Source organism: Terribacillus saccharophilus, from assembly GCF_046592895.1.
Lineage (GTDB): Bacteria > Bacillota > Bacilli > Bacillales > Amphibacillaceae > Terribacillus > Terribacillus saccharophilus_D.
This window is the reverse complement of record NZ_JAWVPU010000003.1, coordinates 68060-88491: the sequence shown is the minus strand read 5'-3', so window position 1 is coordinate 88491 and position 20432 is coordinate 68060. Positions and strand designations below refer to the sequence as shown.

The window sequence follows — 20432 nt, the reverse complement described above, 5'->3', positions numbered from 1 at the left end:
TTATAGAGGGGGAATCAGTATGATGATCGATGTGTTGCAGCATGTTCCATTTGAGGATCTTGCTGCTATATACGACTGGGGCGAAGTGCGGGGACATACATTCCGCGTGCATCAACTGTACAAGTCAGCTATCATGCCCGCGGCAAAGGATATTCATTTTCTCATCGTGCTGGGAGGACCGATGAGCAGCAATGACCCAGAACAATGGTTAGAAGATGAGCGTATCTTAATCAGACAGCTGATTGATGATCAAAAGCCTGTATTCGGTATCTGCCTCGGTGCCCAGCAAATTGCAAAGGCGCTAGGAGCGTCTGTCTTTCAGGGGAGACAAAAGGAAGTTGGCTGGCATCCAATCCAGACTGTCAGCAATCATTTTTCTTTCATCCCCAGCGAGATGACCGTCTTTCATTGGCATGGCGAACAGTTCACCTTACCAGAAGGTGCTATCCGACTTTTCGGAAACGAAGTCTGTAGGAATCAAGGATTTAGTTATAAAGATCATTGTATAGGGTTGCAGTTTCATTTTGAGACCACTAAGGAAAGTATGCATAAATTGATATCGCATGATAGGGATTATTTGGATGATGGCCCGTTTGTCCAAAGTGAGCAGGCTATGAAGACAGCAAAGCTTCCGCCTGAGAATAAAGAAGTATTGTTTCAGCTGCTTGATTATCTGCTTAAAAAAGAGATTAAGTGATAATAAGCAATTATGAATAGACAGAAAGAGAGCTGCAAATTGTAATAAAACCTACATAAGGATCAAATGCCACTCATACCTGTTTGGCATTTTTTTGTTGCTGTAATTCAATATAATATTACTTATGGAACGCTATAAAAATGAAGTTTATAGTCGGCAAACTTGTTATAATACCATTTATGCAAGTATAGAGAGAAGTGATGGTATGAAGAAAACGATTTTAGGGTTAGTTTCATTATTGATTAGCATTGGATGTATCTACTTCTGTTTTCAAGGGAAAGACCATCCAAGTACCCGAAATAGCATTGCTGAAAAAACAATAGCAGATAGTCCTTATCGTGATATTGTTTATGCATTTGTCTCAAGCGCTGAGAATTCCTCGACTGATTATGAACAACAGTATTCATACATAGAAGATATCCAAGACGGACGAGGATACACCGCTGGAATTATTGGTTTTACATCTGGAACAGGTGATTTGCTTGAGGTAATAAAACAATATCAAAGGATAAAACCAGAAAATAATAGTTTGGTGAAATACCTGGATCCTTTAGAAAATGTCGATGGTTCTGATTCTCATGAAGGTCTAGGAACGTCTTTTGAGGATGATTGGAAAAAGGCAGGGCAGACGGAAGAACTGATACAAGCTCAAGATGAAATTGTTGATAAGATGTATCTTTCACCTGCTGTAAAGTATGCAGAAAAAGATCATTTGAGTTTATTAGGGCAATATATTTACTATGATGCTCTGGTCGTACACGGACCGGGTGAGGATCCAGACAGTTTCAATGGAATAAGAAAAGAAGCCTTAAAAGCCAGCAAAGCACCATCACAGCAGAGAGATGAAGCTGAGTATTTATCAGCTTTCCTGCAAGCTAGAACGAAGATAATGCAAAAAGAGGAAGCGCATGAAGATCTATCAAGGATAGATTTTCAACAACGATTAATCGATGAAAAAAACTATGATATTGCATTACCTATTTCGTGGGTGATGTATGGTGACACGTTTGAGCTGACGGAAGAAGATGCAGGGAAGTAATTATACTTATACTCTTATTTTGTCGGTGTGAAAATGGTCAGTCCTTTCGATATGGCATGGATAGGAAGAGGCAATGTAAGATTCAATATCAAGCTATACAGTCTGCCTAGGCTTTCCACCTTTCCTATAGTATACTTTAGGAAAGTGTTTCCAGTATACATATAGCAAGGGGGAATGAACTTGTCCGAACAAGATATGCATTACACGGCAAAAGATTTGGCTGCTTCATTGGATGTGACAACCTCGACGCTCAGAAGATGGGCAATTGCTTTGGAAGGTGCTCATTATCCATTCGAGCGAAATGAAAAAGGGCAGCGGATTTACAGGGAACAAGATATAGCGACGTTTGAGGAGTTAAAAAGATTGCTTGGCGAAAAGCTATCTTTTGCAGATGCCATTCAGCAGCTGACTGGTCATAACCAAACCAAAGAGAAAAAGGAAGAACCGGAAAAGTTGGATATTACCATGGAGGACCTGGAGCAGGTTGTCTCGCAAACGGTAAAAAAAGCAGTGAAGAAAGAGCGGGAAAAGCTGTTCAAGCAGCTGAAGAAACAGATGAAAAAAGAACGGGAAAAGCTGAATAATAAATCTTGATGAGGTCACGGCTGTGATCTCTTTTTTTGGTTAAAGAATTTACGCCTCAATCTAAATGATACAAAAATCAGAATTATAAGTCTAGTATTATTTTAATTTGATGCCAAAATGAAATTGTATTCGATTATAGATTGGGAGGTAGTTTCCATGACACAAAATATTTATGATAATGAAGTGTTTTTTAAGAATTACAGAGCTCTTCGGGAAAATCCAGTGAATTACAATGAACTTTTAGAGCAGCCGGAAATCAAACGCATGCTGCCGGATATGAACGATAAGCGAGTCTTGGATATTGGTTGTGGCATGGGAAGTCTGGCATATTATTGTGCGGAGAATGGGGCCGCGAGTGTAACTGCGATAGATCCATCCAGGAATATGCTGCAAGAAGCAAAGAAGAGAAATGCACACGCCGCAATAGAATATATTCAAACGACATTGGAGGATGCTGTGTTTGCAAGGGAAAATTATGATATTGTCGTCAGTTTGCTTGTGATGCATTATGTGGCTGATTATGAAGCAGTTATCCGATCTATTCATAGTGCCCTAAAGGAAGATGGTATTCTCTTATTTTCCTGTGAGCATCCAATCATAACTGCCAGGAAGGCAAGCGATAAATGGATAACGGATGCAGAAGGGCATCGGCTTCATTTTGCCGTGGATGACTATCAGGATCAAGGGAGACGTGAGCAAAAATGGTATGTGGATGGAGTTGTTTATTACCACCGATCTTTTGCAGCGCTATGCAATGGACTTCTACAGAATGGGTTTTACCTGGAAGAAATCAACGAGCCAATTCCGGATGAAGCAGCGATTGCTAAGCTTCCACGTATTGCCCATGAATTGCGACGACCATCTTTTCTGATCTTAAAGGCGAGAAAGACAGCCCATCCTTAATGGACAGATGCGAGATGCAGTCTGGAGATCAGCTTTTGTTAAAAAACCTTCTTCAATCATACCTTGATTCTTCACGTATCGCGCCGGGAAAAAGGCGCTGGCAATAGGTGGATTCAGCAGAATCCTCATAATAATATCGATTTGTCTTGTCAATCGGTGTGATAGCCAAAGCGAATTTCTGTTTATCGATTATTCGTCTCTGTATGTTGAATAGGAAAGCACTAACTGTTTGCGTAGAGCAGCCCTGAAAAGTAAAAAGAAAAGATTGAAACTATTTCCAATTTATTTCTGTACATAAACTATTGAGATGCGGAAGGAGTTGCAAGTTGCGGGCAATCCATGTGTTAAAGGAAATAGGTTTTTGGGTCTTTGCAATGATCTATCTGATCGGAATCCGGCAAAATCTTGATGGTTATATATTGTGGGTGCCAGATTTTCTTATTTGTGCAGCAATCGTTTTGTCACTGGTTGCATATGTGTTTCGCTTTTCGGAGAAAGATGAATACTAGACTTGCAAGGAGGGATATATTGAAGCATTTTAACTCGACGGATAGAATTATTTTACTCACTTTCATCTTATTTATGACGACTGTCGATATCAGTCACATAAAATGGTTGGAGTGGCCGATTCTTGCGATGTATAGTATATGGGCTTTCTTTATGGGGTTGAAAACGGTAAAAATTTTAAAACAACCTAGATAATTATCTCAGATGAAGAGTTTACATAATGCAGTGAATTTCGAAACAGAATGTCAAAATCAATGGAAAGTGGCAGGATCATCAAACTCTTGCTATCATTAACCCTCGGGACCTCATGTAAAGGAGAGGGAAAGTGATGAACAAATGGTTGCTCATAGTTGGCGTATTACTGGAAGTGCTCGGTATTTTATTGATTTTATTCTGGCGAATTGATGATATGCTCGCCATCATCATAGGGATAGCGATTATCATAATCGGGATTGTGCTTTTCCAGATTGGATACTGGCGTATTGTCAAAGAGCGCCGTATAAAAGAGAATAGAAAAAGGTAAAAAGGTCAGCATAACAGCTGGCCTTTTTACTGCGAATTTTTACAAAGGGTATCTGTTTTTTAGCTGCGTTGATGACAGTGATAGGCACAAAGGCTCTCTATCATTCTTAATTTATCTGGATAAAATTACTTATCCTATCATCACATTAAATATTCCAAAATTACCAAACTACTTTACAAATATGGAATTTTATCGATATATAGTAATAGAGTTATTAATTTTAATTATAGGAGCTTGATGTAGATGAGTACGCAATTACAGAATCAGACAGAAGAGGCATTGCATCCGATGTTAGGCGCATTTGTAAAGATAGGGCCTTTTCTGCAAGATTTGATCAATGAAGATGTCACAATCGGTATCTATAATACGGAAAAGCTGATCATCAATTTTCCTGCCAAAACCTTTTCTTTGAATGTGACACCTGGAGATCCATTGATGGATGGGGATATCGTCACTGCAGCAATCCGTCAAAATAAAAATCAGTATGCAGTTGTGCCGGAAGAGTTGTTTGGCGTCGCTGTCATCGCCAGAGCGATTCCGCTTCATGATGAGGCGGGTAACGTCATTGGTGGTGTCGGTGTTGGGTTGAGCATCGAAAGTGCAAATCAGCTTTCTTCGATTGCTACGAATCTATCTGATGTCATCGGCGATGTAACCGCTACTATTCAAGATATGGCACAGTCTATATCAGGACTTGCGGAAAGTATGACATACATATCAAGAAAAGCATCGGAAGTTACGGAAAGTGTGGATACGATTGAAGAGGTATCCAACGTCGTCAAAGGCATAGCAGATCAAAGCAATCTTCTGGGGCTGAATGCTGCCATAGAATCAGCACGGGCCGGGGAACATGGGCGCGGCTTCAGTGTGGTTGCCGATGAAATACGTAAAATGGCATCCGGCTCCAAGGAACAGGTAACGGAAATCCATCAGATCACGGAAAAAATCAAGACTGTCATCAGCAAATTAAGCAATTCGATTCAAGAAGCGAATGCTGAATCCGATACACAATCTGCTGCCATCGAAGAGTTGACAGCGACAATGGAAGAAATAAACTCAAATGTACAAACTCTAGCAAATCTAGCAAAAGAGAATATCTCAATCAAAGACTAATAGAGGTGACCAACATGGAAAATTTCAAGCATTTGAACAGCCAGTACATCAACGGAGAATGGCGCGAAGGAAACAGCAGCGTAAAAATGGAGAATCGCAATCCATATAACGGTGAACTTATCGCAACGTACCAAGCTGCCAATTTGGATGATCTGAATGAAGCGTACGAAGCGTCTGCGCGTGTCCAGAAGCAATGGTCCAAAACCAATCCGGTGGCACAGCGTGCTGTTTTTGAAAAAGCAGTGGCCTATCTTGAAGCGAACCATGAAGCATTTGTTGCAACCATCATCGAAGAAATTGGTGGTACTAGGTTAAAAGCGGAATTCGAAATCGGTCTTGTGACCAATATCATCAAAGAAGCATCCACTTTCCCATTCCGCATGACTGGTCAGATCCTGCCATCCCCGATCGATGGGAAAGAAAATCGGGTATATCGCGTGCCCGTCGGTGTGGTTGGCGTTATCTCACCATTCAACTTCCCATTCTTCTTATCGATGAAATCTGTTGCTACTGCTTTGGCAGCTGGAAATGGCGTCGTGCTGAAGCCTCATGAACATACTGCAATCACTGGCGGTACAATGATTGCGAAGCTATTTGAGGAAGCAGGACTTCCAGAAGGTTTATTGAATGTCATTGTGACGGAAATCAGTGAAATCGGTGATAATTTCGTTGAGCATCCGATCCCGCGTGCCGTTTCCTTCACAGGTTCAACTAAAGTCGGCAAGCATATCGGAATGGTAGCCGGAAAAAACCTGAAAGAGGCGCATTTGGAGCTAGGCGGCAATAGTGCGTTGGTCGTTTTGGAAGATGCAGATATGGAGCTTGCGGTCAGTGCAGCTGTCTTCAGCCGCTTCACGCACCAAGGTCAAATCTGTATGTCTGCCAACCGATTGATTGTGCATGAAGATGTGTATGATGAATTCGTTGAGAAATATCTAGCGAAGGTTTCCACACTGACTTGCGGCGATCCAAAAGATCCAAGCACCATCATCGGACCGCTCATCAACCAGCAGCAAGTAAAAACAACTGTCGCTTTGATCGAAAAAGGGATCGAAGAAGGAGCGACACCACTCATCAAAGGTAAAGTGGAAGGAAACGTGGTCGAACCGGTTGTCTTCGGTGATGTTACACCAGACATGACACTTTCGAACGAAGAACTATTCGCACCAGTTGTGTCTATCATGAAAGTGAAAAGTGATGAAGAAGTACTGGCATATGCGAATAACAGCGATTACGGTTTAAGCGGCGCCATTCACACGAAAGATGTCGAGCGTGGCGCAGAGCTTGCGAAGCAAATGGACACTGGAATGATCCATATCAACGATGGCACAATCAATGATGAGCCGACTGTTGCATTTGGCGGAGTGAAGAATTCCGGTCTTGGACGCTTGAACGGCGACTGGAGCCTGGATGCATTCACTACGACAAAATGGATCAGCATCCAGCACGATCACAGACAATATCCATACAGCTAAAGAGCAGAAGACCCACAGCCTTTATCAGGCTGTGGGTCTCTTTGCTTAAATATGCCTTTCAGCCGCCATGGCGTCCTGCTTTGTTTGTTGGATGGTACCAAATGGATGCTCTGGCGGTGCATAGATTGTATAAAGCTTCAAGGGTCTGTAACCAGTATTGATGACGTTATGCCATGTTCCAGCAGGGACGAAAATCGCAAAATCATCCTGAACATATTGCTGATAATATAAGTTCTCTCTCCTGGCACCCATCTGTACCAATCCTTGACCAGATTCGATACGCAGAAATTGATCGACGTTCGGATGTCTTTCCAATCCGATATCCTCTCCAGGACGAATGCTCATCAAAGTCAGCTGGAGGTGTTTTCCTGTCCACAAAGCTGTACGGAAAGATTGGTTTTGCTCGGTAGCCTGTTCAATATCGACCACATATGGCGAGTTTCCATGATCATGAGACGAATGCTGATGGTAGTTCTGTTGCGGCCACTGATGATTACGGCCGTAATCTGGGACCTGGCGCCCAGGATAGTATGGGTTATTATGATACATCATTTCTTCTCCTTTGAAGCAGATATATCTTATAGTATGGCAAATACCCATTATAGGTTCAGGATTACAAAAAGCGTACAGGAGTAGTTTCCTGTACGCTTTGACTTTTTATCGAGCATGCAAGAACCCATGCAATCTTTCGACGTTATCCATCATTTCCCGAGAAATAATATCGTCTGTTTTGTGATTTATATTATTTGCCCAATGTATGAATCACATGAGCCGTGCACTTGATGCCATTCAAGAAATAATCCACATCCATGTTTTCATTCGGGGAATGATTGTGCTGATCAAAGTTCGCATAAGGAACGATGACGGACGGCAATCCGAGTATCCCTGTCCAAACATAATCCGGAAGGGAGCCGCCCATGCTTGGCTGGATGAGGGCATCTGTTTCGTATGCTTTCTCGACAGCGCCGACGACTTTCTGGATGATCGGCAGCTCTGCTTCTGTCCGGGATGGCCGCATGCTGCCAAGATAAGTGACTTCCACATCTGGTGCATGGATCCCAATGTGCTTTTTGATCTTCTCGAAAATATCTTGCGGATCCTGATTGACGACAAGGCGGATATCCATTTTCAATCTGGCAGTGGAAGGGATGATGGTCTTGGTTCCTTCACCTGTATAGCCGCTTTCCATTCCAAAGATATTGAAAGTCGGTTCACCGGTCATTTTCTGGTAATAGGATGGTCCGTCCAATGACAAATCAGGGTAGCCGATCTTTTCACCAAGTGTTCTCTGGTCATAAGGAAGCTTCGTCAGCAGCTTTTCCTCATAGGATGTGAAGGGGCGAATGGCATCATAAAATCCTGCAATCTTCACATGGCCATCAGGATCACGCATTGTCTGCATCAAATTAATCAGTTTCCAGGCTGGATTGGGAACGATATTCCCGGTGTTGCCGGAATGGTTATCCCGATCAGCGCCTTTAGCATCGAACTGAATGGATAACATGCCGCGTACCCCGAGCAGAACAAGCGGGGAAGAGCTGTTATGGGACGGCCCATCGGATGTGTAGACTAAATCGGCCTTCAGCAAATCCTTGTGCTTTTCCACAAATGCCGCAAGATTCGTACTGCCTTTTTCTTCTTCTCCTTCAAAGACGAATTTGATATTGATCGGCAGCTTGCCGACTGTCTCCTGATAGCTTTTTACACCAAAGAGCTGTGCCATCAGCTGCCCCTTGTTATCGCCGACACCGCGGGCATAGATTTTGCCGTTGCGGATTTCGGGTTCGAATGGCGGGGAATCCCAAGCGTCATAAGGCTCGGGAGGCTGTACATCATAATGACCGTAAACGAGCAATGTGAAAGCTTCCGGGTCATGGATGAGCTCGCCGTAGACGACAGGATGTCCGGCAGTGGGAATGATATTCGTCTTGATACCTAGTTCCTGCATCATGTCTTTTAAAAGCGCTGCGCATTCGTCGATGCCATCATTTTGCGTACTGATGCTCCGCTGTCTGAGCAGGGTGAAAAGCTGATCCAGGAAGTCTTGTTTATTTACTTGGATATAGTCTTTTAATGCATTTGTGTCCATCATATTCTCCTTTATTCCTTAATTGAGTGTACCAATCAATACAGTGGCAATCAGAATCGAGCAAGTTGTCACGGTTGTGAAGCCGCCCATGAGCATCGGAGTGACAATCTCATTCATGATTGCTTCTCGCTCTTCATCTGTTTCTCCTACTTCACGACTGATTTCCTCACAGAGGATATAGTCTGCTGGAAAACCGAAAAGTGCTGTAAGTGCAACAGGCATACCAAGATATTTACCGACACCGAGAAACTTGGAAGCAAGCAATCCTCCGATCGTTACACCTGCTGTACCAAGTACGCAGATTAATAAGATGACTGGAATATTGCTGAGCAAATCAGCTGGTGTCACATCGTCCATGGAAGAGATGACGATGAAAATCACAGCGATCATGGCAATCCCGGTTGCATTGGCTTTTTCCATCGTTTTTGCTGGATAAAAGCCGATATAAGCACCGATCACCCCGATGATCAGACAGAAAATCGTGTAATTGACACCTGTAAGTGCATCAAGAATCACGGCGATACCGCTGCCCAGATACAGCTGCAGGATGAAAATAAGGGATGTTTGATATTTTTCCGGCAAAAGCAATTTACGCTCGTTTTGTGCTTTGACTACTTTATTCGGACGTTCTTCTGTGACCTCATCTTTTTCTAAAGCCGCGCCACTGTGCAGGCGAGTCTGTACTTGCTGTTTAACAACAAGCGCATGCCTTTTCAAGAAGAAGGAAGCAAGCGGGATTCCGAATAACTTATGGATGCTCAGTACAAGTGCTGGAATGATGACGAGGCTGGATAATCCTAACTCGGTCAATTTCTCGCTCGTAACGAGATATGCTACGATTCCGCCGACAACCGGACCAGCACCAGCTACGGCAGTCTCATAATCGAAGAAAATCGGAACAATTGCCAACACAAGTGCTACCGCAGTAAGGGAACCAAATAACGCTATCAGGATGGGTTTGAGCTGTCCTTTTATCAAAGAAAAAGGGACGAGCGTACCAAGGTGGACGATGAATGGAGCAACAATCAGCGAACCAAATGCTGTAATGACAGAATCGGACATCAGTCCATTTGGGATGATTCCTGTCCATAGAAGTGCAATATAAAGCAGCAGTGCTGCCAGCAGCATCGGTATGCGGGCTTTCGTCCAGATGGAGATGAGTTCTCCTGCACCTAGTACGGCAATCAATAATAAGGTGATCATGACAGGGTTGCTACTTATTTCACTCCACATACGCATCCTCCTCCAAGTATCTATGTAAGAATATTAATAAAAACTAAACTATATTCTGAAAATTGTCAATAAAATAATCAATTGAAAACCGTTGAATCGGCTAGGCTAAATGTCACGATTTATGTATAATTATCTCATTCTATGGAGAATCGAGGAGAAGTATGGGTATCTTCCATGCCTTTACACTGCCGTCTGCCACTAAGGAAAACAAACGAAAGCTCAAGGAAGTCGTCCTCGAGGAGAATATAAAAAGGACGAAACTTTTCGCGTTGATCGTCATTGTCTTTGAAGCTCTTTTGATTGTGATGCATCTGCCAAAGGGGATCAATTTGTATGTTGGATTATATGTCGTTCTGTTCAGTATCGCTGCAATCTATTTGTTCAGTTTATACATGATGAGAAAAAAGCAGGTATCGATCCGTTACAGGATGCTATTGGTACATATGATTGTATTTTTGTTCTTGACATGGGGAACGATGATCACGCTGTTCGACCAGCTGCATTATGGTCATGTCATGGCCTTCGTGGTCAATTACATGTGTGTATCGACATTATTCTTAGCCAATGGAAAACATTACTTGCTATTTGCAATTCCGAATGTCCTTTTCCTTTACGTTGGTTTGCCATTCTTTCAAACTTCAGCTGATATGCTGTCTGGTCATTATACGAATCTTACTGTGTTTATCTTCTTTTGCTGGCTCGCTTCACAGCTGCTTTACAAAGGATTCGCTGTAAACTTCTACAATAAGCTTTTGCTTACGGAGATGAATGAAGCTTTGGAAGCGCAGATTGCGCAGAATGAAGGTATGAATGAGCAGCTGAAGAAACAGGCTATGCAGGATGAATTGACAGGAGTCCCGAATCGAAGGGGATTTCAATCGTATATCCGTGCGGCATTAATAGATGATGCAGAGCGTAAGCTGTCTGTATTCCTGCTGGATGTGGATGCTTTCAAAAGCTACAACGATCATTACGGTCATTTACGCGGTGATGAAGTATTGCGGCTGATTGCACAAAGTGTTTATCAGGATACAGCGATTCCATCGGACGGCTGGGCACGATATGGAGGGGAAGAATTCGTGCTCGCTGTATTCGATCGATCAGCTGATGAACTTGTTCAGCTGGCTGAAGCAATTCGACAGGCTGTGAAAAAGCTCCATATGGAACACGCTTATTCACCGGCAGCTGATAAGGTGACGGTAAGTATGGGAATATACAGTGCAGTCATTTCGAGTTGGGAGCAGCTGCCTGACTTCCTGGGCCAAGCGGATGAGGCTCTGTACGAGGCAAAGCGCAGCGGGAGGAATACTGTGGTCCAAAGAAAAGAGCCAAGCGAGTCATTCGCTTAGCTCTTTCTCTTTGTACATATCCTGGATGAACCGATGCAATTCGTTTATCAATCCGCTGATAGGTTCCTGGAACAGACTGTTTTGCCGATATTCAAGTGTCACCGGAGCAGTGAGCTCCAAATCATCGATGGGAACGGTTGCAATATTGGCCATGCGCTGCTCACTCATGTGGTAAATGATCGAACGAGGTAATACAGTGTATCCATATCCGTTTTCTACAAAGGAAAACATGTTCTGCACATCATCAACCATTTGATAGTCTTGCGCTTTCAATTGACCTAATATAGTGCTGATTTTATCCAAATTATTCGTCAATGCTGCATGCTCGAAGACAAGCAGTTTTTTATCCAGCTTTGCGGCATTGGCTAACTTGCCGTCCATTAACGCTACATCATCCTTATGACAAATGATAAGAAACTCATCCTGGAGCAGCAGTTCATGATCATAAGGGATAACAGCATTATTATCAAAATGAATGGAAAAATGTATGCTGTTATACTCCAATAACTTTTTCAGGACATTCGTCGGTCTCGTAATGAATTTGAAAGCTGTCTGCGGGAAGTTTTCCCGTAAATATGGAATGATGACAGAGCTGAATACAGGCGCCAGCCAAGTATTGATGCCAATTCGCAGCTCGTCTTTTCCGGCAGCGATACTGCTGAGCAGCTGATAGCTGATTCGATTATTCCCGGTCAATGCAAATGATGCATCCCGCAGATCCCCAAGCAATTCGATTGCATAAGGAAGGAAGAAATAGCCTTCTTCGGTCAATTCGATGCCGTCCCAGCTTCGATGCAGCAAAATGAAGCCCAGCTCTTCTTCCAGTTTCCGTATCCGTGTACTTAATGTTGGCTGTGTTATATGTAAGGCTTTTGATGCTTTGGAAATACTCTTATTGGAGACTATTGCTAAAAATGATTCAAGTCCGTCAATATTCATGTTCCGTCACTCCTGCCGTTCTTTACTGTTACATATTACTATTTTCTGACACAAATTGTATAGGAAACTTTAAAAAATCCGACTATCCAGCTGAGCAGAGCTTGTATTTCCAATGAAGAACAATTAAGATGAAGAGATGCAATAATGACGCCATTCCGAATGGTACAGAAAGGATCAACTATGAAAAATAAACGTCCACGCTCCCGCGGGTTTCAACCTGCCAAGCCGAAAGTATATAATGTAACCGAAGCAGAAGAATTATTGCCTTTTCTCCTGAAGGTGGTAGGCAAGAGCCGTAATTCAGTGAAATCCATTTTGGCACGCGGTCAGGTCGCTATTGATGGTCGTGTCAGCACGCAATTCAATGACAAGCTGAAACCAGGCCAGGAAGTGACCATCCGAACAGACATGGTGACGGAAGCACCAGAGCTGAAAGGCATTTCGATCATGTATGAAGACGATACGCTGATCGTTATCGAGAAGGCTTCTGGAGTATTATCCATCGCTTCAGATAATGAAAAAGAAAATACAGCTTATCGTCAGCTATCTGATTATGTTAAAGCACAGCATAGTGATAACAAGATATTTGTCGTCCACCGGCTTGACCGTGATACATCCGGTGTAATGGTGTTCGCAAGGTCAGAGAAAATCAAGAAAATCATGCAGGAATCATGGCAAACAACGAAGGAACGGGCTTATGTGGCACTCGTTGAAGGTGACGTCTCCAAGTCGGAAGGAACCATCACTTCTTGGCTGAAAGAAACAAGCACGCATAAGATGTATTCCAGTAAGTACGAGAATGATGGATTGAAAGCAGTGACGCATTACCAAGTGCTACAAGGAAACAAAAACTTCACACTGATGGAAATCAGCCTTGAAACGGGACGGAAAAACCAAATTCGTGTTCACATGCAGGATATCGGTCATCCGATTGCAGGAGATAAAAAATACGGAGCCCAGGATCGTACGATGAAACGTCTTTGCCTGCATGCCCGCAAGCTGAATTTCAAACATCCGGTCAATGGTATGCCGCTTCGATTCGTTTCGGATATACCGAAGTTATTTACATCTAAATCAAGGTAATTTTAAAAGCAGAGCAGACATTGCTCTGTTTTTTTGCGAAAAAATGAGTGTTTTCTTTGCCAATAGCTCCCAAATGTGTATTATATCCACAGGCTGGCTTTCGCTGAGGAGGCGGATATGAAAATCCGCTTCATTTTGGTTCTTTTAAGTAACTACTGCAGCCTTTTATTATTGATTATTGAAAAGGGAAAAGATGAGCAAAGACTCTTTCAAAAAGGAAGGGTCTTTTTTTGTGTATCTAATAATGCTTTCAGCCCTTCTGGTAAGAAAATTATGGAAGAATTACTGGGCGTCTGTACTCGTTCCATGGTCTCTTGAAGCCGACATAAAAAATTCATACAATGTAATAATTCACTTAAGTAAAATTAATTTTGGGATAGATTGAAGGAGGATCACGGATGAACGTGACAGTAAAAGATATACCTGTTACTCAACTGAACAAACAGCACTTGGTTGAGTGGAGAAGACATTTGCATGAAAATCCGGAACTATCTTTTCAGGAAGTGCAAACATCTCAATTCGTATATGATACCTTGTCGTCATTTGGCAATCTGGAACTGAGCAGACCGACAAAGACGAGTGTCATGGCAAAGCTGAAGGGAGCAAAGCCTGGTAAGGTGATTGGTTTCCGTGCGGATATGGATGCACTGCCAATCCAAGAAGAAACAAATCTGCCTTTCGCGTCAAAAGTGGATGGTGTGATGCATGCTTGCGGACACGATGCACATACAGCCATCCTGCTGACAGTGGCGGAAATCCTTAGTACGAAGCAGGAAGAACTAAGCGGGGAGATTCGTTTCTTCTTCCAGCACGCAGAAGAATTATTCCCAGGCGGTGCAAAGGAAATGGTGGAAGCAGGTGTTACCGAAGGTGTGGATATGGTTTTTGGATTGCATGTGGCTTCACAGCTTCCAAAAGGTAAGGTTGGCGTCATCTTTGGACCAGCAACCTCCAATTCCGATCAATTTGAGTTAACAGTGAAGGGGCAAGGCGGACATTCCTCGCAGCCTGATAAGACAGTGGATCCAGTCGTCATAAGCGCGCAAATCATTACCAATCTGCAGTCGATCGTTTCCCGGATGACAAGTCCGAAAGAAGAACTGGTCATCTCTGTTACGACGCTGCACGCAGGGGAAGCGGTGAATGTCATACCGAATGAAGTGCGTATCGGCGCATCTGTGCGCTCACTGACGCAAGATGTACGGAATAATGCGATGACTGCCGTGGAACGCTTGGTGAAAGGGATCACCGAAGCAAACGGAGCAACGTATGAACTGGACGTTGCTTACGGATATGATTCTGTCATCAATAACGAAGAAGCTACAGCAATAGGCGAGCGTACTCTCAAGCGGAAATTAGGAGAAGATGCGGTGCTTCATGGCAGTGCCATCATGGGCGGTGAGGACTTTGCTGCTTTTGCAAACAGTGTCCCAGGCTGCTTTGTTTTTGTTGGTGCAAAAGAAAAAGATGATCCGTCTCCTGCACCTCACCATCATCCAAAGTTTCGAATCGAGGAAGATGCGATGGAGGATGGCGTGAAATACTTTCTTGGTATAGCGGAGGAGCTTGTTTTCTAAAAGAGGAGTACAAAACTCCTCTTTTTTTGTGCAAACGAAGCAAAGTGTAGATAGCATATAGTTTCAATTTGGAAATGATATGTCGCTTCTTTTGACATAAAAATAATCTATAGCCGCTTTGAACTGCCATTTACAGTGCTTGCTGCATGAACATGCGTTTCGGGGGTTTTAAGTAGACAGAAGGAATGCTATGATATGTAATAAAAGAATTTTCTGAAATATTTTTACATATTCGAAGGGGAGATTTTATGCTGACGAAACAAACCGAAGTTGAGTTATCCAATGAACAGATAGAGGAAATCATCAGCTGGAGAAGGTATTTGCATCAGCATCCGGAACTATCTTTTCGGGAATACAAAACATCTGCTTTCCTTTATGAAACATTGCTTACTTTCCCCAATTTGGAAGTGACTAGACCGACAGAGACCAGTGTTTTGGCCGTGTTGAAAGGAGCTCATCCTGGTAAAACAATCGGTTTTCGAGCTGACATGGATGCTTTGCCGATCCAAGAAGAAACCAATCTTCCTTTTGCATCGCAAAATGATGGCGTGATGCATGCATGCGGACATGATGGTCACACCGCCATTTTGCTTGGTGTCGCCAAGGCACTGAGCTCACAGCAGGAGAAAATACATGGTGAAATCCGCTTCCTCTTTCAGCATGCAGAAGAACAGCTGCCTGGTGGTGCCAGGGAGATGGTAGCTGCTGGAGTGACGGAAGGATTGGATTATGTCTTCGGTTTGCATCTTTCTTCCCTTACACCATTAGGAGTGCTGTCGATAACCTCAGGAGCCACAACATCGAATTCAGATATGTTCCACATAACGGTTAAAGGAAAAGGAGGACACTCCTCCCAGCCGGAGAATACAATCGATCCTGTCGTGACCAGCGCTCAAATCATCACAAGTTTACAGACAGTCGTTTCCAGGATCACGAGCCCGAAGGAGGAGTTGGTTGTATCAGTCACCACTTTAAAGGCAGGTGATGCGGTCAATGTCATTCCGGAAGAAGTGAAGATCGGGGCGTCTGTGCGTTCTTTCAGCCAAGATGTTCGAAAGCGGGCAGTAGAGGCAATCGAGCAAATCGTAAAAGGCGTCTCAGAAGCGAATGGCTGCCAGTATGAATTGGATTATACGTATGGATATGATTCAGTGATCAATGAACCGGAAGCTACAGCTCTGGCGTTTCAAGCTATCCGCCGCAAGTTAGGCGAAACAGCAGCTGTCGAAGGGGAAGCAATCATGGGTGGCGAAGATTTTTCTGCTTTCTCGAATGCTGTTCCCGGCTGTTTCGTATTCGTTGGTGCCTGTTCTTTGGATAATGAGACGCCAGCACCTCATCATCACCCAAAATTCTTGATTGATGAAGCAGCTTTGGCGGACGGGGCTAATATGTTCCTTGCGATTGCGGAAGACTTGGTGCTGAAATAAGCGATTCACCAAAACTGTACAAAAGTGCTTTTTAAATATTTCCCGGGCAAAGGTGGAGCAGCGGTCGGCAAAATGTAGCCATATGAGCGAACCGCTGCCGATTAATTGGATGAATGTTGCCGATACGGCAAATCAAAAATAAAAGGAGGATGCAAGATGGACAAGCTAATACGAAATGGAGTTGTCATTGACGGAACTGGAGAGGTGATGGAAGATGCCGTCATCGCTATAAAAGATGGTCGGATTGCGGCTATCGGTCCGGCAGATGATTTTATCGGCATCAATGCCGAGCAGGTCATCGATGCACAGGGCGGCCATATATTGCCTGGTTTGATCGATACGCATGTGCACATGATGATGGAAATCAAAGATATGAGGGAATCTCTGGTCACTCCATTCTCGATGCGTTTTTACGAAGCTTTGACGTATATGAAGCGCACGCTGGATGCTGGTATCACGACGGTAAGGGATGCTGGGTATGCGGATTTAGGCGTCAAACAAGCTATCGAAAAAGGTCTTATCAGCGGACCGCGTATGCAGATCAGTGTCAATCCGCTGACGATTACAGGCGGACACGGTGATAATTGGATGGTGTCGGATATGGATTTGACCAATAAAGCTTATCCAGGCTTTCCTTCAGGTATTTGTGATGGACCGGAACAGGTACGTCAGAAGACCAGGGAAATGCTGCGTGCTGGTGCCGATATCATCAAAGTGCATGCAACAGGAGGCGTCATGAGCCCGACTGATCATCCGGAGTTCACGCAGTTTTCGATGGAGGAGCTGCGTATCATCGTGGAAGAAGCTTCTTACCGGAAGGGTCGCAAAGTGATGGCACACGCACAAGGTGCTGAAGGAGTGAAACAAGCAGTACGCGCCGGTATCCATTCGATTGAGCATGGCATTTTCCTTGATGATGAAGCAATCGAGCTGATGCTGAAGCATGGGACTTATCTTGTTCCAACCTTGCTTGCACCAGTCAGTGTCGTCGAAGCGAGCGAGGCTAATGAAAGCATGCCAGCCTATGCTGTCGATAAAGCGAAAGAAGTAATGGAAATTCACCAGCGGAGCGTAGCAAGAGCATACGAAGCCGGTGTCAAAATCGCGATGGGCACAGATGCAGGTGTATTCGCTCATGGGACGAATCTGCGTGAACTTGCTCTGATGTGTGATATCGGTATGAGCCCGATGGAATCCATCTTGGCAACGACTAAAATAGCTGCTGAATGTATGGGCTGGGAGGATCGTGTTGGCACCATTACCGAAGGGAAGCTTGCTGACATCGTCATCGTGCGGGAAAATCCTTTGGAAAATATCGCATCACTTGCCAATACAGATAATATCATTACGGTAATCCAGGAAGGTGAGCTGAAAAAACAGCTTACCGTTGAGGCTGGAATAACAGGTTGATAGCAGGACAGCGGGCGAATGCCCGCTGCTTTTTTATGCAAATATTTGACAGGACTGCCCAGTGTCTAATAGGCTTAACATGTATTTTCCTTATTTGCTTACGACTGAATGTAAGCGCTTAATTTAAAAGGAGGCGATTGGATGAAAGCTAGTATACTGTCGTTATGGACCAATCTATGGAATGTGCATGACAAAACAAAACGTTTGCTGCTATTTGCCGTACCTACTACAAAAAAAGCAGCGAATGACCAAACCTCTGAACAATCCGGCACTTCCAGCAAGGAACCTCGATCGTATAAACGCCCTCAGTTGATTGGATTATTGTTAGGACCACTCCTGTTTCTCTCTGTCATTTTGTTTTATTACCCCGAAGGTTTAAGTTATGAAGGACGTATGGTCTTGGCCACTACTTTGTGGGTGGCAACATGGTGGATCACAGAAGCAATTCCAATTCCGGCAACTAGCCTGCTCCCGCTGATTCTTCTGCCTGTCACACAAGGACTGGATGGAGATACAGCAGCTTCAAGCTATGGAGATCCAATCGTCTTCCTTTTTCTCGGCGGATTCCTGATTGCCATGGCAATGGAAAAGTGGAATTTACACAAACGAATTGCATTGAATATCATCAGTGTGGTCGGAACGAGTACATCCCGTATCGTCCTGGGATTCATGATAGCTACAGGTTTTCTTTCCATGTGGGTTTCCAACACAGCAGCAGTCATGATGATGCTTCCGATTGGGACCGCCATCATTTATCAAGCGAGCCAGGCTGCCAAAGCCAGTAAACAGGAGATCGGGGAAGATAATCGGAAATTCGAGAAATCACTCGTCTTTGCGATTGGTTATGCAGGTACGATTGGCGGTCTGGGCACATTGATCGGAACACCTCCCAATATCATCCTTGCAGCAATGGCAAGCAGTTTATTCGGCGTTGAGATTTCCTTTGGCGGCTGGATGCTGATTGCTGTGCCAATTGTCATAATACTTTTGTTTTCGACATGGTTTTATCTGACCAAATTCGTATTTCGTATCAAAATGAAAGAATTACCGGGTGGCAGGGATTTAATCTTGAAACAAAAACAAGATCTAGGGAAGATGTCATTCGAAGAGAAAGCTGTACTTGCTGTATTCACTTTCGCAGCCTTCATGTGGGTGAGCCGTACCTTCCTCTGGGAAGCAGATGCGATCTTGGAAATCATCGCTATACCAGGTATAAGCGATACGACCATCGCTGTGTTTGCAGGCGTTTTGCTGTTTTTGATTCCAAGTATGAAAAAGGGAGAAAGAATTCTTGATTGGGACGTGTCCAAGGAATTGCCATGGGGAGTTCTGCTGCTGTTCGGTGGCGGACTGGCAATTGCAGCGGGCTTCACCAGCTCTGGTCTTTCCCAATGGATAGGTGACCAGCTTACTGTATTGGAAGGACTCAATATTCTCTTGATCATTATCATATCAACAACACTAGTGTTGTTCTTGACAGAAATTACATCCAATACAGCAACTGCCACCATGATTCTGCCGGTGATGGCTTCATTGGCCTTGGCTTTGGATGTTCATCCCTATGCGATTATGGTACCAGCAGCGATGGCAGCCAATTGTGCATTTATGTTGCCTGTAGGAACACCGCCGAATGCCATCATCTTTGCTTCCGGTAAAATAACGATAGCTGAGATGGTGAAGATAGGTTTTGTGTTGAATATCTTCACGCTCATTCTGCTTATTTTGGGTGTATTTGTACTGGTCGGACCGTTATGGGGACTTGATTTGAATGTTTATCCTGAGTCATGGAAGTGATACGTTTGTTAAAAGGAGGATATCATGAAACATTATTTGGTTATAGGCGGAACGGGCATGCTGCAGGCAGCGGTTCACGCCTGGAATCTGGAGGATAACAAGGTGACAGTAGTCGCTCGTACAAAGGAGAAGCTACAGCGTCTATCCGCATCTGCTGTCCATCCAGACCGTATACAAATAATCCAGGCAGATTATCAAAAGCCGGCCAGCTTCCAAGCACAACTCGAGAAACTACCCGTACCTGATGTTATTGTTAGTTGGATGCATAAAAGCGGCAATGATGCAATGCAAAATATGTGCAGCTTTTATAGTGAACTACAGAAGGAAATATCACTTTTCCATATCAAAGGAAGCAGTGCATCCGATCCCTGGCATAACTTCACTCCTGCTTTTGGTGAAAATATAATCTATCATGAAGTCATTCTAGGTTTCAAAGTGCTGCAGACAGGTTCCAGGTGGCTGACAAATGAAGAGATTTCCAGCGGAGTCATACACGCAGTGGAAAACCGACAGCCACGTTTGATCGTTGGAAGTCTGGAACCTTGGAATTCCAGACCGCAGACAAAGCACTGAGAATTCGCATGCAAATGAATTTTTTTCTACTTAATTGTTCATATGTTTTGGATTCTACCGATAATAGAAATGTGCAACTAGGAAAATAGATCTAGTTTTGCTCAAGGATTAAG

20 protein-coding genes are annotated in these 20432 nt (G+C 43.8%); 16 read left to right on the top strand and 4 right to left on the bottom strand.

Annotated elements, in window-relative coordinates:
• Positions 1-19 precede the first annotated feature (19 nt).
• The 8 genes from SFC66_RS11340 (at position 20) to SFC66_RS11305 (ending at position 6842) form a co-directional block, all read left to right on the top strand.
• Positions 20-697: a type 1 glutamine amidotransferase gene (locus SFC66_RS11340; RefSeq protein WP_411218839.1), complete on the top strand. Its 678-nt coding sequence runs from the start codon at positions 20-22 to the stop codon at positions 695-697.
• Between the two features lie 205 nt (positions 698-902).
• Positions 903-1736 (top strand): chitosanase, encoded by an 834-nt coding sequence (locus SFC66_RS11335; RefSeq protein ID WP_411218838.1) that lies wholly within the window; start codon positions 903-905, stop codon positions 1734-1736.
• A gap of 180 nt (positions 1737-1916) precedes the next feature.
• The gene (locus SFC66_RS11330) at positions 1917-2330 is read left to right on the top strand and encodes a helix-turn-helix domain-containing protein (protein WP_411218837.1); all 414 of its coding nucleotides are present in this window, start codon (positions 1917-1919) and stop codon (positions 2328-2330) included.
• A gap of 147 nt (positions 2331-2477) precedes the next feature.
• Complete coding sequence (locus SFC66_RS11325; RefSeq protein WP_411218836.1) at positions 2478-3224, top strand: class I SAM-dependent methyltransferase; 747 nt, start codon at positions 2478-2480, stop codon at positions 3222-3224.
• A 326-nt stretch (positions 3225-3550) separates the two neighbouring features.
• On the top strand, positions 3551-3733 hold the full coding sequence (locus SFC66_RS11320; RefSeq protein ID WP_411218835.1) for a hypothetical protein: 183 nt from the start codon (positions 3551-3553) through the stop codon (positions 3731-3733).
• A gap of 326 nt (positions 3734-4059) precedes the next feature.
• Entirely contained in the window at positions 4060-4254 is a 195-nt protein-coding gene (locus SFC66_RS11315) for a hypothetical protein (RefSeq protein WP_411218834.1), read from the top strand.
• A 243-nt stretch (positions 4255-4497) separates the two neighbouring features.
• Positions 4498-5367, top strand: a complete 870-nt coding sequence (locus SFC66_RS11310) for a methyl-accepting chemotaxis protein (protein WP_411218833.1) — start codon at positions 4498-4500, stop codon at positions 5365-5367.
• A gap of 14 nt (positions 5368-5381) precedes the next feature.
• Positions 5382-6842, top strand: coding sequence for an aldehyde dehydrogenase family protein (locus SFC66_RS11305; RefSeq protein ID WP_411218832.1), 1461 nt, complete (start codon positions 5382-5384; stop codon positions 6840-6842).
• A 45-nt stretch (positions 6843-6887) separates the two neighbouring features.
• On the opposite strand, the gene SFC66_RS11300 is transcribed toward SFC66_RS11305, so the two are convergent.
• From SFC66_RS11300 to SFC66_RS11290, 3 genes are all read right to left on the bottom strand, one after another.
• A complete protein-coding gene (locus SFC66_RS11300) occupies positions 6888-7394 on the bottom strand; it encodes a cupin domain-containing protein (protein WP_411218831.1) in 507 nt (168 codons plus the stop codon).
• 190 nt (positions 7395-7584) lie between these two features.
• A complete protein-coding gene (locus tag SFC66_RS11295) occupies positions 7585-8934 on the bottom strand; it encodes a M20/M25/M40 family metallo-hydrolase (RefSeq protein ID WP_411218830.1) in 1350 nt (449 codons plus the stop codon).
• A 15-nt stretch (positions 8935-8949) separates the two neighbouring features.
• Complete coding sequence (locus SFC66_RS11290) at positions 8950-10164, bottom strand: hypothetical protein (RefSeq protein WP_411218829.1); 1215 nt, start codon at positions 10162-10164, stop codon at positions 8950-8952.
• A gap of 161 nt (positions 10165-10325) precedes the next feature.
• On the opposite strand from SFC66_RS11290, the gene SFC66_RS11285 reads away from it, so the two are divergent.
• Positions 10326-11513, top strand: a complete 1188-nt coding sequence (locus tag SFC66_RS11285) for a GGDEF domain-containing protein (RefSeq protein ID WP_411218828.1) — start codon at positions 10326-10328, stop codon at positions 11511-11513.
• Here SFC66_RS11285 and SFC66_RS11280 read toward each other — a convergent pair.
• Entirely contained in the window at positions 11502-12452 is a 951-nt protein-coding gene (locus SFC66_RS11280) for a LysR family transcriptional regulator (protein ID WP_411218827.1), read from the bottom strand. The genes SFC66_RS11285 and SFC66_RS11280 overlap by 12 nt on opposite strands.
• Before the next feature lie 180 nt (positions 12453-12632).
• On the opposite strand from SFC66_RS11280, the gene SFC66_RS11275 reads away from it, so the two are divergent.
• From SFC66_RS11275 to SFC66_RS11245, 7 genes are all read left to right on the top strand, one after another.
• Positions 12633-13535 carry an RluA family pseudouridine synthase gene (locus SFC66_RS11275; RefSeq protein WP_411218826.1) on the top strand — a complete coding sequence of 301 codons (903 nt, stop codon included), beginning with the start codon at positions 12633-12635 and terminating at the stop codon, positions 13533-13535.
• A gap of 117 nt (positions 13536-13652) precedes the next feature.
• On the top strand, positions 13653-13853 hold the full coding sequence (locus tag SFC66_RS11270) for a hypothetical protein (RefSeq protein ID WP_411218825.1): 201 nt from the start codon (positions 13653-13655) through the stop codon (positions 13851-13853).
• Between the two features lie 80 nt (positions 13854-13933).
• A complete protein-coding gene (locus tag SFC66_RS11265) occupies positions 13934-15112 on the top strand; it encodes a M20 metallopeptidase family protein (protein ID WP_411218824.1) in 1179 nt (392 codons plus the stop codon).
• A gap of 248 nt (positions 15113-15360) precedes the next feature.
• Positions 15361-16542: a M20 metallopeptidase family protein gene (locus SFC66_RS11260; protein WP_411218823.1), complete on the top strand. Its 1182-nt coding sequence runs from the start codon at positions 15361-15363 to the stop codon at positions 16540-16542.
• A 156-nt stretch (positions 16543-16698) separates the two neighbouring features.
• A complete protein-coding gene (locus SFC66_RS11255; protein ID WP_411218822.1) occupies positions 16699-17952 on the top strand; it encodes a metal-dependent hydrolase family protein in 1254 nt (417 codons plus the stop codon).
• Positions 17953-18093: 141 nt separating this feature from the next.
• The gene (locus tag SFC66_RS11250) at positions 18094-19746 is read left to right on the top strand and encodes an SLC13 family permease (RefSeq protein WP_411218821.1); all 1653 of its coding nucleotides are present in this window, start codon (positions 18094-18096) and stop codon (positions 19744-19746) included.
• A 24-nt stretch (positions 19747-19770) separates the two neighbouring features.
• Positions 19771-20319: a Rossmann-fold NAD(P)-binding domain-containing protein gene (locus tag SFC66_RS11245; RefSeq protein ID WP_411218820.1), complete on the top strand. Its 549-nt coding sequence runs from the start codon at positions 19771-19773 to the stop codon at positions 20317-20319.
• Positions 20320-20432: the final 113 nt, after the last annotated feature.

Excerpts from the sequence above, each read along its gene's own strand:
- SFC66_RS11340 (WP_411218839.1), top strand. The coding sequence starts at position 20 with ATGATGATCGATGTGTTGCAGCATGTTCCATTTGAGGATCTTGCTGCT.
- SFC66_RS11335 (WP_411218838.1), top strand. The coding sequence starts at position 903 with ATGAAGAAAACGATTTTAGGGTTAGTTTCATTATTGATTAGCATTGGA.
- SFC66_RS11325 (WP_411218836.1), top strand. The coding sequence starts at position 2,478 with ATGACACAAAATATTTATGATAATGAAGTGTTTTTTAAGAATTACAGA.
- SFC66_RS11315 (WP_411218834.1), top strand. The coding sequence starts at position 4,060 with ATGAACAAATGGTTGCTCATAGTTGGCGTATTACTGGAAGTGCTCGGT.
- SFC66_RS11310 (WP_411218833.1), top strand. The coding sequence starts at position 4,498 with ATGAGTACGCAATTACAGAATCAGACAGAAGAGGCATTGCATCCGATG.
- SFC66_RS11305 (WP_411218832.1), top strand. The coding sequence starts at position 5,382 with ATGGAAAATTTCAAGCATTTGAACAGCCAGTACATCAACGGAGAATGG.
- SFC66_RS11300 (WP_411218831.1), bottom strand. The coding sequence starts at position 7,394 with ATGATGTATCATAATAACCCATACTATCCTGGGCGCCAGGTCCCAGAT.
- SFC66_RS11295 (WP_411218830.1), bottom strand. The coding sequence starts at position 8,934 with ATGATGGACACAAATGCATTAAAAGACTATATCCAAGTAAATAAACAA.
- SFC66_RS11290 (WP_411218829.1), bottom strand. The coding sequence starts at position 10,164 with ATGTGGAGTGAAATAAGTAGCAACCCTGTCATGATCACCTTATTATTG.
- SFC66_RS11285 (WP_411218828.1), top strand. The coding sequence starts at position 10,326 with ATGGGTATCTTCCATGCCTTTACACTGCCGTCTGCCACTAAGGAAAAC.
- SFC66_RS11280 (WP_411218827.1), bottom strand. The coding sequence starts at position 12,452 with ATGAATATTGACGGACTTGAATCATTTTTAGCAATAGTCTCCAATAAG.
- SFC66_RS11275 (WP_411218826.1), top strand. The coding sequence starts at position 12,633 with ATGAAAAATAAACGTCCACGCTCCCGCGGGTTTCAACCTGCCAAGCCG.
- SFC66_RS11270 (WP_411218825.1), top strand. The coding sequence starts at position 13,653 with ATGAAAATCCGCTTCATTTTGGTTCTTTTAAGTAACTACTGCAGCCTT.
- SFC66_RS11265 (WP_411218824.1), top strand. The coding sequence starts at position 13,934 with ATGAACGTGACAGTAAAAGATATACCTGTTACTCAACTGAACAAACAG.
- SFC66_RS11260 (WP_411218823.1), top strand. The coding sequence starts at position 15,361 with ATGCTGACGAAACAAACCGAAGTTGAGTTATCCAATGAACAGATAGAG.
- SFC66_RS11255 (WP_411218822.1), top strand. The coding sequence starts at position 16,699 with ATGGACAAGCTAATACGAAATGGAGTTGTCATTGACGGAACTGGAGAG.
- SFC66_RS11250 (WP_411218821.1), top strand. The coding sequence starts at position 18,094 with ATGAAAGCTAGTATACTGTCGTTATGGACCAATCTATGGAATGTGCAT.
- SFC66_RS11245 (WP_411218820.1), top strand. The coding sequence starts at position 19,771 with ATGAAACATTATTTGGTTATAGGCGGAACGGGCATGCTGCAGGCAGCG.